Here is an 18239-nt window from a genome sequence, read left to right on the forward strand (position 1 = left end):
TCTGAAGACCGGGCGGAAGTTGAGGCGCGCCATCGACATGTCAGAACCCGGTCCTGTCGCCTCCCTTGAGGTGCAGCGTCTCGCGCACCTCGTCGGGAGTTGCGATTTCCAGACCGAGTTCCTCGATCACGCGGCGGATCTTGGTGACCTGCTGGGCATTGCTTTCGGCGAGCCGGCCGCGGGCGATCATCAGGGAATCCTCCAGGCCGACGCGGACATTTCCTCCCAGCACGGCACCCATAGTGCCAAGCCGCATCTGCTGGCGCCCGGCAGCCAGAACCGAGAACCGGTATTGGTCGCCCAGCAGCCGGTCGGCTGTTGCCTTCATGTGCATCAGGTTTTCCGGGCTGGCATCCATTCCGCCCAGGACACCCATCACGAATTGCAGGAAGACCGGTGCCTTGATGCGCTTCTGGCGCATGTAGAAGGCCACCGTGTTGATGTGACCGACGTCGTAGCATTCGAACTCAAAACGGGTGTCGCAGTCGTCGCCCAGCCTCGAAAACACGGTCTCGATATCCTTGAATGTGTTCTTGAAGACGACGTCCCGGGTGTTCTCCAGAAAACGGGGTTCCCAGTCGTGCTTCCAGTCGGCATGACGCTCCGCCATCGGGAACAGGCCGAAATTCATCGATCCCATGTTGAGCGAGCACATTTCCGGCGACAATTGCGCCGGGGCCGACAGGCGCTGTTCCACCGTCATTTGCGAGCTGCCGCCGGTGGTGATGTTCAGAACGGCGTCGCAACTCTGCTTGATGCGCGGCAGGAATTGCCGGAACAGATCGACATCGGAACTGGGAGCGCCTGTTTCCGGATCACGCGCATGAAGGTGCAGGACGGAGGCTCCAGCCTCCGCTGCCGCGATCGCGTGGTCGGCGATTTCGTTCGGTGAGACCGGCAAATGCGGGCTCATGGTGGGCGTGTGGATCGAGCCCGTTACCGCGCAGGTGATGATGACTTTCTGCTGCATACCCTACCCCGCCAATCCGGCTTCACGGCCAAAGGCGCGCAAGCTGTCGTCGAGAATGTTCAGGATGTCATCGATCTGCTGAACCGTGACGATCATCGGCGGACAGACAAGAAAATGATCGCCGTCTTTGCCGCCGCGGGTGCGGCGGGAATAGGTGATGAGCTGGCGCTCGTAGCAGATCTCGACAAAGCGGTCATAGGCATTTAGCGCTTTCGGCAGCGGTGCCATGGTTTCGCGATCCGCTACGAATTCGAACGCAGTCAGGAGGCCCTTGCCGCGCACGTCTCCGATGAAGAAATGGCGGTCCATCAGGTCCTGCAGGCCGTCTATCAGGATCTTGCCCATCTCGGCGGTGTGAGGGATCAGCCCCTGGCGTTCGATTTCGTTCAGGACGGCCAGTCCTGCGCAGCAGGCCAATGGGTTGCCCGCATAGGTGTGGCCATGGGCAAATCCGCCGGCATCCAGAACGGCCTCGACCATGTCCTCACGGGCGATCATCGCACCGAGCGGTGCATAGCCAGCGGCAAATCCCTTGGAAACCGCGACCAGATCCGGACGCACGTTCCAGTGTTCCGAAGCCATGAACCGGCCGGTCCGGCCGACACCGCTCATGACTTCGTCCATGATCAGCAGAATACCGAACTCGTCGCAGATCTCCCGGACGCGGGCATAGTAGCTGTCAGGGGCCACCAGTGCGCCGGTCGAAGCGCCGCCCACCGGTTCCATGGCAAAGGCGAGAACGGTTTCCGGTCCCTGGGCGATGATTTCCTCGCGCAGCATTTCGGCATATTTCAAGCCGCGGTCATGATCTGAGAGATTGTCCCGGTCGAGATAGCAGGTCGGGGCCGGTATCTTGGGCATGTCCTTGAACAGCGGTGCAAAGGCATCCTTCAATGGTCCGTAGCCGGTCAGGGCAAGCGCGCCCAAGGTCGAGCCGTGATAGGAGGGAAAACGGGAAATTACCTTCCAGCGCTCGTTCTGTCGCGTCGCGACCGCCCATTGACGGGCAAATTTCACGCAGGTTTCGACAGCCTCCGACCCTCCCGAAACAAAGAACACACGGTTCAAGCCCTCAGGCATACGATCGGCAATCGCGGTTGCCAGGTTCTCGGCGGGTTCATTTTCGAAATGCAGCCGATAGGCGAAGGTTGCGCTGTCCATCTGCGCCTTCATCGCCGCCAGCACATTCGGATTGGAATGACCAATGTTGCTGACCATGGCGCCGGAGGATCCGTCAATGTAGCGCTTGCCGTCCGCCCCCCAGATGTAAATGCCTTCCGCCCGATCGACCGCCGGGCGGCGGGAGCGTGATTGATAAAAAAGATTGGAATCCGTCGAGCGACCATCTTTCGCGGTCATTCAGGACACTCCCCGTAATCAAGTTGTTTTCGCCTTGCTGATTACGGTGTGAGCGGGTTATCACTCAAATAGATAATGAGCATATATCTCATAGGCAGCATCTATATGAAGACACCGACCGACAGCGAGCGACTGACCCGAGAACTGGACTGGAATCTGTTGCGTACTTTCATGGTCGTGGTGCAGGAAGGCAGCGTGACCAAGGGGGGCAACCGATTGAGATTGCGGCAACCTTCGGTGAGCCAGGCGCTGAAACGGCTGGAAGACCGTCTGCAGACACAGCTTATCGAACGCAGTCCGTCAACCTTCAGGGTCACACCTGCCGGGCAGCATCTCTACCGGGAGTGCATTGAGGTCTACGGTACGATTTCGCGGGCGATTTCTGCCGGACAAGGCATTGAAGACGAATTGACCGGCAAGGTGACGGTTGCCGCGTTCAGCCGTATCGAAAGTGACCTGTTCGACCGGGTGCTGTCGCAGTTTCACAGCCTGCATCCAAAGGTCGGCTTCGAGATCAATGTGATGCCGAGCAAGGCAGTTCGGCAAACGGTGCTGGAAAAAGGAGCCGGTCTCGGTATTTGTCTTGTCTACGACAAGCATGCCAAGCTGGTCTACGAGCAGGTCTACCGGTGTTACTTCGGCTTTTTCTGCGGCCCGACGCATCCGCTGTTCGGCCAGTCGAACCTGAAAGTCCAGGATCTCCGAGGCCACTCATCGGTGACTTTCAAAACAGATCAACTCTGGGACGCTCTGCGTCCTGTAGCCCTGATGCGAGCCCATCACAAACTGGACGACCAGGTTACCGGTTCCACCTCCCACCTGGGTGAAGCGATGCGCATGATCATTGCCGGGCTCGGATTCGGCCCCCTACCCGTCCATGTCGCCGACGCCTACGTGCAAAGCGGCCAGCTCTGGCGTCTGCCTCCCTATGAGGACACGCTGGAAATCGATGTTCATCTCGTGACCAATCCGAATGCACGCCTGAACCGGGCGGAAGACGCGTTTCTGGAGTTTTTCCGAGGCGAACTGTCAAAGGTACCGTTGGAAGAACGCACGTATAAATCAGGTTTGCAACAGAGACAGTTTTCCGACTGAGTGAACGGGCGAATTGAGCGGAAGTTGCTTTTGTGACTATTCAACATTCATAGGTTTTGGCTGGCGACTGCCAAACCTGTGCAGCACACATGCCCACCCAACCCGGCTACTCGATTGACCTGAGTTCAACTACTTCACTGGCTTCAACTTCCAGAACAAAGTGCGTTCCGCGCAGGAGCGTTGTGTTCGATTTGCACTCAACGAGGTTTCTTGTTTCCAGTACGAGCTTGCCTGCATGACGTGCCTTGATTTTCGCGTTTTTCAACTGGCCGCCGCACCAAACCATCGCAATTTCATAATCGCCCCGCGCTTTTAGTCCACTTACAGAACCTTCGCTCCAGGCTGCTGGAAGGGATGGCAGCAAAACGACCTTGCCGTTGTGACTGTGCAACAGCATTTCTGCCACACCGGCCGTATAGCCGAAATTGCCATCGATCTGAAACGGCGGATGAGAGCAAAGCAGGTTTGCATAAACACCGCCCTTTTGTCCTTTTGGCCGGTCGTTCTCAACAAACTCCAGAAAGTTATGAAGGATCCTGTAGGCCCGCTCTCCATCGCCAAGGCGCGCATGAAGGGCGATCTTCCATCCCATACTCCAGCCGGTAGCCTCGTCGCCGCGAATATCCAGCGATTGCCGCGCCGCATTCTGCAGGTCGGGTGTTGCCTCCGTTATCTGATCACCGGGAAAAACACCGTATAGATGTGAAACGTGACGGTGGTGCGGATTCCAATCGGGATAATCTTCATGCCACTCCTGCAATTGCCCCTTGCCACCGATACGATAGGGCAACAACCGTTCGATGCGCTCCTCCAGCGTCTGACGCAATACGGCATCTTCATCCAGCAGTTCGCAGCACTTAGCGGTCCGGGCAAACAATTCCCGAATAATCGCCATGTCCATGGTCGATCCCTGGCTGACGCAACAATCCTTGCCATTTTCATCAAGATAGTTGTTTTCCGGGCTGGTGCTGACCGGGGTGACCAGAAACCCGTCCTTGTCTTCCACGAGCCATTCGAGAAAAAACGCACAGGCCGACACCATTAACGGGAAGGCACGCTGTTTCAGAAACTCCCTGTCTCGTGTGAACAGATAGTGTTCCCACATGTGGCTGAGCAGCCAGCCCGCGGCCATCGGCCAGAATGCCGACTGCGGGGAATTGCCTGTCGGATTGGTCTCGCGCCAGATCGAGGTGTTGTGAAACGCCATCCAGCCCGGCAAACCGAACATGCTATCAGCCTTGCTTGCACCTGAGACTGCGAGTTCCTCGATCATGTCAAACAGGGGTTCGTGCAACTCCGACAGGTTGGTTACCTCGGCAGGCCAATAGTTCATTTCGGTGTTGATGTTGATCGTATGATTGGAACTCCAGATCGGTACATTGGCATCGCTCCAGATCCCTTGCAGGTGAGCAGCCTGCGTACCGGGGCGCGACGCCGAAACAAGCAGATATCGGCCATACTGAAACAAGAGTGCGGCCAGTGCGGGATCCCCTTCCGCCTGAAAGCGGGCAAGACGCTCGTCGGTATTCCCCGCCGGACTTGATCCGTCCCCGAGCCGGAGATCGACCCGCCGCATCAGGGGGGCGAAGTCGGCAACGTGACGCGCCTTGAGCGCAGCGAAATCATGCGCCTCTGCGGCCTTAAGATTCGCCCTGTTCTGCGCCTCAGGATCAGCGCCTTCCCGACTGGGGCTTTTGTCGACACCGTTAAAGCTCGTTGCGGCCGATATCCGCAATGTCACCCGGTCCGCGCCTCTCACCATCAGACGATGGTCTTTCCAGGTGCAGGAACCGCCTTCGTAATCGACCTTCAGCGCAGCTTCAAAAAACATGCCGCGACCCTGGCCGTCTTCGTTGTAAAGCACAAATTGACCGGCCCCCAATCGATCCGGGGTCACATAGGACCGCAAGAATCCCGCCTCGTCGTAGAGTTCAGGAAACTTGTGCTGATCACCGAGCTGCTCAATCCGTTGAAACAGGTTGCCATAGTGGAGGCTGAAGCTTGGCGCCTGGCCGCGCAACGCCATCAGATTCCCGTCAAAGACCGTGCGAGCCGTGGGATGAACACTGTCGAAATGAGCATCGAAACTGATTGCACCGGCCTGATCCGCAGCCAGATGCATCACCACGATCTGGTCCGGATGAGACACGAATGTGTCCCGCCTGAACGTGATCTCATTCTGTCGATAGATTTCGGTATGAACCGCCTTTTCAATATCCAGCGCGCGATTGTAGCCTGTCACTTCGCCGGTTTGTTTCATCGTCAGGTTCAAGGTGCCCGCCGGCTGGTATGATGCCCCCTGCCGTCCGAGAAAATGCCGACGCACTTCTTCCTGCGCCTCCGCGAAGCGCTTTTCTTCAAGCATCTCGCGCACTTTGGCGACCCGGTCGCCGATGAAAGGCGGCTCGTAGATCTGGTCCGGCTCGCCGCTATACAAAGTATCTTCGTTAAGGTGAATCCGGGGTGTGCCAGCTCGACCGAACACCATGGCCCCCAGCCGTCCGTTACCGAGCGGCAGCGCCTCGTTCCAATGTGCTGCCGGAGACGAATATTGCAGCAGCAGCGGGGTTCTCGAATTGTCGGGCATAAAGACCTCTGAGGCAGGAGGGTGCGAATGCGGATCCAGCCCTGTAAGCAGGCTCTTGCGCCGGTCCGTTTTTCATTTAGTATATGAATCGATATCAACTAATTCAATATTGCTATGAAACCGATCCCTAAAACAACCACCCAGGTGCTGAAAATCGCTCGCGAACACGCGCCAACCATTCTTTTCGACAGAAACGAACCGTTTCTTCCGCATCACGTGGGTGTCTCCCTGATCACCGAGCCCTCTTCCTCACCTTCAAGCGGACACTCGATCACCTTCAACGAGGGTGTCGAAACGGTGATCGAATATGCAATCTGGTGGGACTGGGACATTCAGCATCTCTATGAGCTCGAACACATCTGGGTTCACCTGAATGGAGATCAGGAAGTCGCCCGGGTCGAGGCGAGTTCTCACGGGCGCTTTGCCGATCATTTTGGTGACGAACGAGATCTGCCGATCCGCAACGGCCGGGTTCACCTCTATTCAGAGCCGGGCAAGCATGCTTTCTTCTCCAGCCTCAGTCACATCGAGACCCACGGCGAGCGCCTGATCGGTTGTTGCCGCGATCGGGCGGGAAGCATGGACATTCTTGTGCAACCAGCCTATCGCGACCAGCTTGCCAGCCTCAGACCCTACGACCATTACCTTGCCCGCACCTATATGCGGTCCGAGGCATTCACACCGAGCCTGATATTCGACAATGCATTCGACCTGTCATCTGTTCCGTTCATCACCTGGCAGGAACTGAACGAGCGCATTCCGGAATTCGTCCTGAGGCAGACCGATAAGTTGCGGGATGAAAAACAAGGCATCAAGGCTGTGCTGCTCGACAGCGGCGACACGCTGATCGACGAAGCAAGCGAGATATACCGGGGCGGAGTGGTTCAGGATGCGCACCCGATTCCAGGTGCGCAGGAACTGCTGGAGGCACTGACCGAAGAAGGCTACCTGGTTGCACTGGTTGCCGACGGGAAAGTTGAAAGCTTCGACAACGTGCACGGTAAACTCGGTTTCACCCGGCATTTCATCACCCGCTCGATCTCCGAAGCCGTCGGCGTCGAAAAACCCGACCGACGCATTTTCAACGATGCGTTTTCAAAACTCGGACTTAAGGCTAGTGACGCCGCAAATGTCGTCTATGTCGGTAACAACCTGCGCCGCGATATGGCCGGCGCGAATGCGCTTGGCCTCAAGACGGTCTGGATCAACTGGTCTCCACGGCGCCGGAAGACGCCAAACCATCCGCTGGAGGAACCGAACGCGACCATCACCGAACCAATGCAATTGCTGGAAAAATTGCACAATCTATAAACGAAGACCCGGTGCGCGACCCCAGGTTTCAAACTGCCGAAATCTCAAAAACCCGGCCAAAGGCCGGGTTTCTCGTTGATGACGCCGCAAGTGGCCGGTCAGGCCCATGGTCACGCGGGATCGCGAAGCGTTTGGCCTGTATCGGCATCGAACAGATGGCATTGATCGACGGCCAGAACGAAGTCCAGATTGTCATTCCGAGACACGCTACGCGGATTGAACATTTTCGACAGGACGGGTTTTCCGTCAACGAGCGTCGTCAGCATGGTCTCCGCGCCAAGCGTTTCTATGTGATCGATCGTCAGTGAAAGAGTAACCTTTCTTCCATCAGAAGACAGTTCGTGTCCGACCGGTGAACAGATATCCGGACGGAATCCAAGATCCACCGACTGGTTTTGCGTAGCGCGGTCGACAAGGTCTTCCGGCACTGGCAGGACAAGGTTGTCGGAAACGGCAACGACCGGAACGCCATCTTTGCTGCCGACCGTTCCCCGGATGAGATTCATGGGCGGCGAGCCGATAAACGTAGCCACGAACGTGTTGTTGGGCCGGGCATAAAGCGCTTCCGGCTTGCCGACCTGCTCAATGTTACCGTCCCTCATCACGACGATCCGATCGGCCATTGTCATGGCTTCCACCTGGTCGTGGGTCACATAGATGACGGTGTTGCCGACACGCCGGTGCAGCTTCTTGATTTCCGCGCGCATCTGCGTGCGCAGCTTTGCGTCCAGGTTTGAAAGCGGCTCATCGAACAGATAAACATCAGGGCTGCGCACGATCGCACGGCCCATTGCAACCCTTTGGCGCTGCCCACCGGACAGCTGGCGGGGCTTGCGTTCAAGAAGCGGACTGAGGCCGAGGATTTCCGCAGCCTCGCCCACCTTGCGGTCGATTTCCGCACGCGGCGTTCCGGCCACTTTCAAGCCAAATCCCAGGTTCTTGCGAACCGACATATGCGGGTAGAGCGCATAGTCCTGAAACACCATCGAGATATTGCGTTCCCGCGGAACCAGCTTGCTGACGTCGCGATCCCCGATAAGAATGTGACCGCCGGACACCGACTCCAACCCCGCAATCATGCGCAGGGTCGTTGACTTGCCGCAGCCGGACGGGCCGACGAACACGATGAATTCGCCATCTTCGACATTCAGGTCGATGCTGTGCAGAACCTCGGTGGCACCAAAGCGCTTGACCAGATTTTGCAGTGCGATTGTCGCCATTTTGATACTCCGTTCGACCTGTTAGCCTTTTTGGCCGGACTGATTGCTCGCGCCGGCTGCGAAATATTTCTGGAAATAGAGGAACACGGCGAGGGGCACGATCGTGGTGATGATCGTGGCGACCGCCACCTGGTCCCAATTTGGTTCGTACGTGCCCTTGATCTTGGTCAGCAGCACCGGCAACGGGATGTTTTCGCGCAAGAACAGCATCGGCAGCAGCAGGGAATTCCAGGTCCACATGAATTGCAGGATGCCAACCGCAGCCATGGGCGTCAGCGCATTGGGCAAAACGACCGAGAAGAAGGTGCGTATATGGCCGCAACCATCGATCTGGGCCGCTTCGATCAGCGAACGCGGAAAGTCGGTGAGATAGTTTTTCACCAGGAACACCGCCCATGCCATCGACAAGGCGACGAAGGGAATGATCACTGAAAAGATGTTGTCGATCAGGCCGACTTCCCGCCACAGGGTAAAGAGCGGAATGATCAGCACCTGATTTGGGATCACGAACGCGTTGACCAGCAACAGAAACGTCAAACGGCGCCCCGGGAAGTTCAGGAACTGGTAGCAGTATCCACCCATCGGAGCGAGCAGGACCGATCCCAGTGCGGACAGCCCGGCGATCAGCACGGAATTCACGAACGCATCCCAGAGCGGATAGTTGATCCAGACCTTGCGCCAGGCGTCGAAAGTCAGCGTGAATTCGTCGATGCGCCACCAGCCTTGCAGCGTTTCGGATTCCGGCCGCAGCGAGATCGCGACGATGCCGAACAGAGGAATGATCCAGATGAGGGAGACAAAACCTATTACGAGGAAAGGCCACAGGGGCGGTCTATAGATTTCGTTCATCGTCTTTCACTCGATCTTTCGAAGATGAGAGGCAAGGAAATCACGATCACACCGATCAGGAGAACAACCGTACTGGCCGCGCCATAACCCTGTTTGAAGTAGACAACCGCCTCTTTGAACATGAAGTAGCCGACCGTTTCCGTACCGCGAACCGGCCCTCCTTCCGTCATCACGTGGATAAGGTCGAAGGCTTTCAGGGAGTTCAGCAGGATCAGGAAGATCGCAACCCGAAGGCCCGGCATGGAATAGGGAATGAGAATGTGACGCAGCACCTGCATATGTGTCGCGCCGTCCACATAGGCAGCCTCGATCTGGCTCTTGGGAATGGCAACAATCGCAGCGTAGCATGTCAGCAGCGGCAGACCGGCGGCTGTCCAGACATAGGCCGCAACGAGCGCCCAGATGGCGGTATCCGCGTTACCAAGCCACGGATAGGCCAGGTCGCCGAGACCGATACCTCTCAGGATGCCGTTGAGCATGCCGAAATCCGGTTGGACAATGCCGAGCCAGATCACGCCGCTGGCGACTTCCGACACGCCGTAGGCGGCAAAGATGGCAACGCGAAAGATAATCGTTCGCCTTGGATCCAGACCGGATATCAGCGCAATGCTCCAGCCGATCAGCACCGAAAAGAAGGTGGTCGCCAGGGTCCAGGTCAGCGTGACACTCAGCGCGCTCCTGAAGCTGGGATCTTTCCAGAGTTTGAAGTAGTTGTTCAGTCCCGTTGGTTTTTGCGGACCGAGCCCGGTCCAGTCGAGGAAACTGACGCGAATGGTTTCAAACAGCGGATAAAGAACGCCTATGGCGAAAAGGATCAGAACGGGAGCAAGAAGTACATAAGCCACCCAGTCCTGCCGCTCACCTGAAGGCGATATCCAGCTTTTGAAAAGAGAAGCGATAGACCGCAAGGTAGAGGGTCTATCCGTCACCATTTCCATAAAGGCCTCCCAGCCTTGTGTATTTCGATTGTGCCGAGCACAGTCACACCCGGAAGAGGGACGAACAGTGGCGATGTCCCGTCCCTCCCCCTGGGAGTGCCGGCGGCTCAACGAGAGCCGACGGCTCAGTAGATTTCTTCAGCCTTCGCTTCCAGCGCTGACTGAATATCAGCGATCGTCTCGTCGCTCGGGTCCTGAACGAAACGCTGGAGACTTGAACGGAACAGACCGCTCAACTCGGCCGGCAGCAGATCGTCCAGGACGAAGACAACGTCTGCTCCTGCGTATTCGGCGACATATTTGGCAACGATCGGATCGTACTTGCTCGCGTCGACATTCGCCGAGGGAGTAGCAATATTGCTGTCGGCAATGATGTTGGAGCCCTCTTCGCTCAGAACGAAGTCAATGAAGGCAGCCGCGGCGTCCGGGTTCTTCGCCTGGCTCATCACGAGCCAGTTCTTGCCGTCAATGCTCATGGTGTTGTCATGCGGTTCGTTGACGGCCGGAAACTGGAAGAAGGAATAATCGACACCCGGCTTCTGACCATAATCGCCAGCCGCACGCTGGTTCGCCCACGCACCGATCAGCATGACACCCGCGGTTTTGTCGCGCATCACGGCGTCGGCCGTGTCGGGCCAGTGAATCGAGAGCATCTTTTCCGCTCTTTCACAGCAGTTTGCATCCAGCATCTGTTTCCAGGTGGCGAATACTTCCGTGACAGCCGGATCGGTCCATTTGACTTCGTGGGCTGCCAGTTTGCGGGCGAAATCCGCACCAGCGGTCTTGAGAAGCAGGTTTTCGAACCATTCGGTGGTTGCCCAGGAACGGGCACCTATGGAGACCGGAACCAGCCCGGCATCGCCAAGCTTCCCGATTGCCGCCATGAACTCATCCCAGTTCTGCGGCTCCGAAGCAATTCCCGCCGCCTCGAATACGTCGGGGCGATACCAGAGACCTGACCGGTTTCCGGCAAGGAAATAGACGCCATAGGTTTTGTCATCATATGTTCCAAGCGCGCGCCAGCTGTCACTGATCGCATTGCTCCAGTTGTATTTGGTCCAATACTCGTCAACGTCGCGAATAATACCCGCGTCGATCAGCTCTTTCTCGAAAGACGGCCAGGTATTGAGCAATAGGTCGAATTGCTCGCCGGACAAAAGCGCGGATCGAATGCCGGCGCGGGCGTCGCCTCCGCCTGCGGCCGGATTGATGTCCCTGATTTCAACGTTGGGATATTTTTTCTGGAACCCCTCTTCGAGTGCCTTGATCAGCGCGCCTTCCGTGCCGCCAAGCCAGTTCAGGATCGTGAGTTCACCACTCACGTCGTCCGACGCAGAAGCAACCGAGGCCGATAGCACCAAAGAAGCAGCCGCAACAACTGATTTGATCAGTTTCATGAATTTCCTCCCGAGCAATTTGTGAAACGATTTCAATTTTTTCGTCTTTGAATAATAATGTCAATGACGAACTTGAAAATTGCCCTTATGGAACTGAATTCCACTCCTTCTATTTTCTGAAATTTCTCAGCAAGATAATTTCTATCTCATTGTTTTTTAGTCACTTTTCAAACAGACTTGATAATATCCTTCTTTCAGAACTCAATAATGAATTGTTTCAATAATTGATAATTTAAACTCGAAAATTGGCATGCAATGCGTGCTGCGTAGGAGGTAAAACCAACGCAGGAAAGAAGACAAAATGCAGTTTCGTCGGATGAGACGCCGCAAACCGCTTAAGCAGGTGCAACGGTCCTGATAGGCGGGCATTGCAAAAGCCCGGTTCGTCACGGCCAGTGACGTCGCGCGTCCGGTAGTTCTAAGTCAGGTTCCGGATCGATTCACGCACGACCAGCTCGCACGAAATTGTAAACGTGCGCGATGCCGGCGGCAGCCCTCCCGCCAGGCGGGAGAGCATGAGATCAGTCAGATATCCGGCAATCTGCTCCGTCGGTTGAGCGATGGCGGCAATGCCTGGCGAGAACAGTCGGAACATCGTGTTGTCGTCGAAGCTGATCAGCGACAAGTCCTTGCCGATCTGAACGCCCCTCATTTTCATGGCCTCAAGAAAGCCTTCGGCCATCACACAGCTGGAAATGAGGACAGCCGTTGGCGGCTCCTCCAGCGCCATGAAGGTATCAAGTGCCGCATAGCCATCGATGGCCCGCCAGCGGCCGGGAAAAATGATCTGATCATCATGGGCAAGGCCGGCTTCGGTCAGAGCCCTCTTGTAGCCTTCCAGACGCTCGGCGCCCGAACTTGTCGTGACATCGCCGGTCACAATGCCGATACGCCGGTGCCCGGCCTGAAAAAGATGCTCCACACCACGCCGCGCGGCATCCCGATTGTCGACCAGAACTCGATCGATCTCGAGACCGCGAATATCGTTGTTGTAAAGGATCACCGGACGGCCGGCGTCCAGCAGAGATTGAGCCGCTCCTCGCGCCTCCAGCGCGCCGGACATGATCACGCCGTCGATCTTGCGCATGGCGATAGCCTCCAGCGCCTCGACGATCGAATTTGGGTTGTCCTCGTGGTGGAATGTGACGACGGTGTAGTTCGCAGCTCGAAAACGCGTCACGAGACTGGTCAGAATGCGGGAATTGAACTCGTCGAACGACGGCACAACGAACGCCACAGCGTTCGTGCGGTCAGTCTTCAACGACCTGGCCAGGGAATTGGACTGGTAGCCAAGCTCCTCGATTGCCTTTTCAATCCGAAGCCGGTTGCTCTTTCGCAGCGAGAAGCCGTTGAGATAGCGAGACACGGTGCCGATTGCCACGTCTGCTACCTGCGCAACATCCTGAATGGTCGGATTTCTATCGGTTTTTTTCATCTTGGTTCCTGAGCGAGCCCTTCACTGTTTCATGGTTCATCGAGCCCGCGCAGGTCAAGCGAAAAGCGTTTTTGGGAGAAGGCGCAGCAACTTCTCCCGGGTCTACTGCCAAGCCAGCAGCAACCTCTGTGCCTAGTGATCGATCACGATCGCCGAATGAATATGCATTTCCGGCACATGCACCCTCAAGCGGTTCCGGCTGTCAAAATCCCAGTCAAGTTCGGCGCCGTCATAGGCACAATGGACGGCGCGGGGTTTCTTGTGAAGGCGGACATCCGCCTGAATGTTGTTGAGTACGGGCACGTCCTCGATGATCTCGATGGCACGGGTTTCGCCGTCATTGTAGGCAATTCCGCGCCCGCGCAGCTGCGTAGGTGCGTATAGAAGATGCACGATCGTGCGATCCTCGTTTTTCTGCCGGGTTACGGATACCCGCCCTGCCGAGGGCAGGCTTGTCCTGATCAACTGATCGGGCAACACGCGCTTGACCAATCCGCGAAACAGGTACTTGTAGAGAGGCTGTCCAAGACGCCCGTAAAGCTTGAACAGAGGGTAAGCGACGTGAACGACCTTCCCTTTTTGCACAATGGCCGTGCCAAGCGTGCCGGCATCCGGATCTTCCGGCGTGTGGAGATGGGAACAGAAGCGGTCCCAGGAACGGTTGAAATAAGAGGGCAGAATGTGTGCGAGCTCTTCACCGTCGGTCGCCTTTAACGCCAATGCCTGATCGTACATGACTATCGGCGAGCCGATGAGATTTTCGTCCAGAAAAGTCTGCGTTTGCAGATAGCTCGGATCGAACGGAACCGACGGCGCTTCAAGTTCCGCCCCGATATCGAGCGCGAATTCATCCCTGTCCTGCCAGAGGCCCGAACACCCTGTCGAAATCACCGCACCTCCCTGTCTGACGAACGTTTCCAGGCGTTTGGCCAATCCCGTATCCAGACGAATGTCGTCCGGCAGGATCAGCAGTCGGTAATGGTTCAGTTGCGCATCCGCATCGATCACATCAAACGGAATGTGCATTTCAAGAAGCATGCGCGCCGCCGCATCGTCCGACGGATTGTTGCGCCCCTCGGACCAGTCTTCCGATGCTTGCAGCGCTTCGTTCGACAAGATGGCAACTTCGCTGACATAGGTTGCGTTTCGGGCAAAGGGTTCAAGCTTCTTCACCCTCTGATAGGCGGGACGGATAAGGTCATAGGTATCCGCGTTCAGCCGGCCCTTCGGATGCAGCTGGTCCCCGATCGAACAGCGCGCCCCGAGAGCAATCATATGACAACATTCATATTCCAGGGCCTCGGGACGTTTATAGCCGCCAAATTCACCCCAATGAGTGTGAAAGCGGCCCGTCATGCCCAGAAAATCCTTTCCCAGCGTGTCGGCATAACGGGCGGAGGTCGGCAGATGATCATATCCCCAGCCACCGGTGGGCAGGCTTTCCAGCTCCAGGTGACCGTAAAAATCGTAGCGGTCGCGTTGACCTTTGAAGATGTGACCCGAGTTGTAGAACATGCGGCATTCCGGGTGCGAGGCATGAACCTCTGCATTGAGCCGCTTGAAAAACGCGATGAGAACCGCACGGTCATTGGCCTGGCGGTCCTCGGCCCTCAGCGGGTCGAGACCTGCCTTTTTCATCGACTCCAGACAGGCATTGCAGGTGCATTCATGCGACCCGAGGATGTCCATGAAGAGCCCCGGCGGATTGTAGCGTTCGACAACTTCACGCGTCAGGTCGACCAGGTAGTCGACATACCCTTTGTGGTTGATACACAGCGTATGCCAGGTTGGCGTCAACTGGTTCATCGCCGACGGCTCGGTTCCTGGATAGTTGGCGGCACGGTTTTGTGCCTGCATCACACGCCACTCAGGATGTTCCCGAGCAACGACTTCGTCCCATTGAACGGAAATGTACACCGGCGTCGCGATGTCGGCCTCGTGACAGGCCTTGATCATGTCGCCAAGAAGGTCCGGGCGGCGCAAATGAGGGTGCGGCTTGCCAACATTGGTCGGATAGTAGCACCAACCGTGGTGACACCGGGCAAACAGGGTAACAGAGTCCACTTCTCCATTGCGAAGGGTCTGCACGAATTCATCGGGATCAAAATTCTCCGCGACGCCGGCAATGTGCTCGGAAGTGTGAAAATCGAGATGGATTTGCCGGTATCGGAAGTCTGTCAGACTTGCCGAAGACTCGCATTTCGGTGTGCCGTTATTCGCCATTCTGAGAGATCGCTTTTCCTAATCTGCCATCAGCACGCGAGCGGAATTTGGCTAAACTCAATCGCATGCGAATTATTTTAATATCGTTTTCATTTTTTTCAATTTTGATTGTGTGTCAAGCAAGAAGGCAAGGGACTGAGGCATGAGCGGCATTACATCCGCTCATCGAAACGGTCGGCGAGACGGCAATTGAGTTCCAAGGATTGAAATGAAAACTCTGACCGGCCGCAACAAGTCAGATCGCTCTGTTCGACTATGAGGCGCCTCCGGTGCAAGCGAGTTGCCGAAGCGCCAGAAAGCAGGTGTCAGGGGCGGGTTGCCTGGCACAACAATCCCGTGCACGATAGTCAGAAGTTGAACTGAGAAAAACTTCAACCGGGCACATCACCAAATCCCTTCAACCGCGGAAGTATGCAGCGATCATGACCACTGACTTCGACAAAGGCCACCTGGCTGAGCAATACAAAAAGGTGAAGGAACAGCAGTGGAGATCGCGGATCGAGACATATTCGTTGATGAAACTGATTGGGGACGTCTCCGGCAAGAAGGTGTTGGACGTCGCCTGCGGCGAGGGGCATTTTACCCGAATTCTTCGTCGGGCAGGCGCTTCGAAGGTGGTTGGAGTAGACATTTCCGAACGGATGATTGAACTCGCTCGCGATCAGGAAGCTCAGGCGCCGACCGGGATCGAATATCGGGTCGAAGACGCTCGATCGGTGGTTCCAAGCCAGGAATTTGATTTGGTCGTTGCAGCTTGGCTGCTGGTTTATGCCAGAGACCGCACCGAGCTTGCACGCATGTGCCGGGGTCTTGCCAGCCGACTAAAGCCGGGAGGGCGCTTCGTAACGTTCACCACAAACCCAGGCGTCTATGATTTTCGACCCCCCCCCAACTACAAAGATTATGGCTTTGACATTGAGCTGGCTGATCAGGTTTGCGACGGCGCACCGATCACCTGGTCGGGTTATGTTGACGGTTCCAGGATTGAGGTCGAGAATTACTACCTGCCGGTTGCGGCCTACGAAGCCGCTTTCAGCGACGCCGGGTTCCACGGCTTTACGGTTCATGCGCCCGAGCTATCGCCGTCTCCAGATGGAAGCGATGATCGCGAATACTGGCGTTACTTTCTCGAACATCCCCCTACGATCCTCATAGACTGCGTAAAGGACTAGCTCACCCCAATCGGGATCCACGTCCTTTTACCGATCTGCGCCGGCTGTGACGAACCCACGGTTACTTGGGTGGCTTGGATCAAGACAGGAATGCAAGTTGGTCCAACATCCAGAGGGGGTGCGCGAAGGAAACAGACCTTCATCCGAAGCCGCAATATCGATGCCTTCTTTGGTATCGCGAACCATGAAAGCTACGACAGTAGCCTGTGTCCGCGGAGCACGCCATTGCACGCTCCAATCCCGGGATCACGCACGCCGTTGCCTCCTGCATCGCGACCTTGCACCTGCCTGTCAGCGTCGAAACGGACCGCGGATGGCTGTCGACCGGGCATTCGAGTTGAGGGTTCGGTTGTTTGAAATCTCATCGCTCGTGAATTCGACCGCTGCCACTTCGATCGTTCGCCGCAAGGCTCTCTTTCAGGAACCTGTTCAACAGCAGGGCCGTTGTCGGCATGATCGCTACCTTGATTTGCTCCTGCGCCGCAACAAACTGCAAACTATTCTGTTCCAACGGGCATGCACGCACACCCGCTTGTTCCGGGTTTTGCCACCAGACCGGAAAGACGCTGAACAATTCCTAATTGGACGGCGGTGCGCAGGACGTCCCGAGAACGAATTCCGGAGCAAACAGCTTTTCCCGTGGCAATGCCGGATTTCCCTTTCTTTCAATTCGCTCAAGAAGCCATTCACTTGCCTGTGCCGCCATCGCCCCGATAGGTTGTGCGACGTGTGTGATCTGGGGTGTGACATAAAAAAATCCTAAATTGACGAAAGGTTATTGTGCCGGCGAATTATATTGGTCAATGCCCTCAGTCCCGGGTGATTATGCCGCCGGCTTGCATAGTAGATATGCAGAGGTTCTCCGGCAGCTGCGTACTCGTCCAGGACGATTTGCAAACTGCCCTCCACCAACTCCTGTTTCACGCGGGCCTCGAGAATGTAAGCCAGACCCACACCGGATTTTGCAGCCGCGATCGTCGTTGCGGTGTCCTTTATGGTTATGTTGCCCGGAACACGCCATGCCTTTTCACCGTCTCCTTCGCGTAGCTCCCACGGATAATTGGAGTCATCGCCAAGCAGCAATTGAATGCAGGTGTGCTGTTCCAGCTCAGAAGGTGATCTTGGCACGCCATGTTCCTCGATGTAGCTGGGCGCTGCGACAACAACCCAGCGCTGCGGACCGGTCAACGGGACGGCAACCATATCTTCGGGCACATGATGACCATAGCGGATTCCGGCATCATAGCCCTCAGCGACAATATCGATGGGACGTTCCTCGACAGCCAGGCTTAGACGGACATCAGGAAATCTGCGTGCAAATTCCGGCAAAGCGGGCGCAAGCACCAGTTGCGCCGCATCTGCAAAGGCATTGATCCGTAATTCTCCAAACCTTGCCGCACCCGGTGCGTCAACCGAATGAATAGCCTGATCAATTGCGTCGAATCCGTCGGACAGGCTTTTCGCCAAGTCCAGCCCAATATCGGTAGGCATAACTGCTCGGCTGGTTCTGTTCAAAAGCTTTACGCCCAGCTTTTCCTCCAGCCGCCGCATGGCATGACTGGCTGCTGATGGCGTAATGCCAAGTTCGATCGCAGCAGAGGTGAAACTTTGGCGGCGAACGATTGTGAGAAACAGTCGCAGATCTGCCAGGTTGGTTCGGTTGCCAGTAATCATTGTGAAAAA

13 protein-coding genes are annotated in these 18239 nt (G+C 56.4%); 3 read left to right on the forward strand and 10 right to left on the reverse strand.

Going from position 1 to position 18239, the window contains the following annotated elements:
* Positions 1 to 40: 40 nt before the first annotated feature.
* Together ABLQ08_RS31125 and ABLQ08_RS31130 are read right to left on the reverse strand one after the other, a co-directional pair.
* Complete coding sequence (locus ABLQ08_RS31125; protein WP_352950621.1) at positions 41 to 970, reverse strand: 3-keto-5-aminohexanoate cleavage protein; 930 nt, start codon at positions 968 to 970, stop codon at positions 41 to 43.
* 3 nt (positions 971 to 973) lie between these two features.
* Positions 974 to 2329, reverse strand: coding sequence for an aspartate aminotransferase family protein (locus ABLQ08_RS31130; RefSeq protein ID WP_352950623.1), 1356 nt, complete (start codon positions 2327 to 2329; stop codon positions 974 to 976).
* A gap of 105 nt (positions 2330 to 2434) precedes the next feature.
* On the opposite strand from ABLQ08_RS31130, the gene ABLQ08_RS31135 reads away from it, so the two are divergent.
* Positions 2435 to 3424, forward strand: coding sequence for a LysR family transcriptional regulator (locus ABLQ08_RS31135; protein ID WP_352950625.1), 990 nt, complete (start codon positions 2435 to 2437; stop codon positions 3422 to 3424).
* Positions 3425 to 3530: 106 nt separating this feature from the next.
* Here ABLQ08_RS31135 and ABLQ08_RS31140 read toward each other — a convergent pair whose 3' ends face one another.
* Positions 3531 to 6011 (reverse strand): glycoside hydrolase family 95 protein, encoded by a 2481-nt coding sequence (locus tag ABLQ08_RS31140; protein ID WP_352950627.1) that lies wholly within the window; start codon positions 6009 to 6011, stop codon positions 3531 to 3533.
* Positions 6012 to 6125: 114 nt separating this feature from the next.
* On the opposite strand from ABLQ08_RS31140, the gene ABLQ08_RS31145 reads away from it, so the two are divergent.
* Complete coding sequence (locus tag ABLQ08_RS31145) at positions 6126 to 7322, forward strand: HAD family hydrolase (protein WP_352950629.1); 1197 nt, start codon at positions 6126 to 6128, stop codon at positions 7320 to 7322.
* Positions 7323 to 7432: 110 nt separating this feature from the next.
* On the opposite strand, the gene ABLQ08_RS31150 is transcribed toward ABLQ08_RS31145, so the two are convergent.
* From ABLQ08_RS31150 to ABLQ08_RS31175, 6 genes are all read right to left on the reverse strand, one after another.
* On the reverse strand, positions 7433 to 8542 hold the full coding sequence (locus tag ABLQ08_RS31150; RefSeq protein WP_352950631.1) for an ABC transporter ATP-binding protein: 1110 nt from the start codon (positions 8540 to 8542) through the stop codon (positions 7433 to 7435).
* 21 nt (positions 8543 to 8563) lie between these two features.
* Positions 8564 to 9391, reverse strand: coding sequence for a carbohydrate ABC transporter permease (locus tag ABLQ08_RS31155; RefSeq protein WP_352950633.1), 828 nt, complete (start codon positions 9389 to 9391; stop codon positions 8564 to 8566).
* Complete coding sequence (locus tag ABLQ08_RS31160; RefSeq protein ID WP_352950635.1) at positions 9388 to 10329, reverse strand: carbohydrate ABC transporter permease; 942 nt, start codon at positions 10327 to 10329, stop codon at positions 9388 to 9390. The genes ABLQ08_RS31155 and ABLQ08_RS31160 overlap by 4 nt, the downstream gene beginning before the upstream one ends.
* Positions 10330 to 10454: 125 nt before the next feature.
* On the reverse strand, positions 10455 to 11726 hold the full coding sequence (locus ABLQ08_RS31165; protein ID WP_352950637.1) for an ABC transporter substrate-binding protein: 1272 nt from the start codon (positions 11724 to 11726) through the stop codon (positions 10455 to 10457).
* Between the two features lie 418 nt (positions 11727 to 12144).
* Entirely contained in the window at positions 12145 to 13161 is a 1017-nt protein-coding gene (locus ABLQ08_RS31170; protein WP_352950639.1) for a LacI family DNA-binding transcriptional regulator, read from the reverse strand.
* 132 nt (positions 13162 to 13293) lie between these two features.
* Complete coding sequence (locus ABLQ08_RS31175; protein ID WP_352950641.1) at positions 13294 to 15384, reverse strand: alpha-amylase family protein; 2091 nt, start codon at positions 15382 to 15384, stop codon at positions 13294 to 13296.
* Between the two features lie 422 nt (positions 15385 to 15806).
* Between ABLQ08_RS31175 and ABLQ08_RS31180 the strand changes: the two genes are divergently transcribed.
* The gene (locus tag ABLQ08_RS31180; RefSeq protein WP_352950643.1) at positions 15807 to 16556 is read left to right on the forward strand and encodes a class I SAM-dependent methyltransferase; all 750 of its coding nucleotides are present in this window, start codon (positions 15807 to 15809) and stop codon (positions 16554 to 16556) included.
* 759 nt (positions 16557 to 17315) lie between these two features.
* On the opposite strand, the gene ABLQ08_RS31190 is transcribed toward ABLQ08_RS31180, so the two are convergent.
* Positions 17316 to 18230, reverse strand: coding sequence for a LysR family transcriptional regulator (locus ABLQ08_RS31190; protein WP_352950645.1), 915 nt, complete (start codon positions 18228 to 18230; stop codon positions 17316 to 17318).
* Positions 18231 to 18239 lie beyond the last annotated feature (9 nt).

It is taken from the genome of Roseibium sp. SCP14 (assembly GCF_040329475.1).
Lineage (GTDB): Bacteria > Pseudomonadota > Alphaproteobacteria > Rhizobiales > Stappiaceae > Roseibium.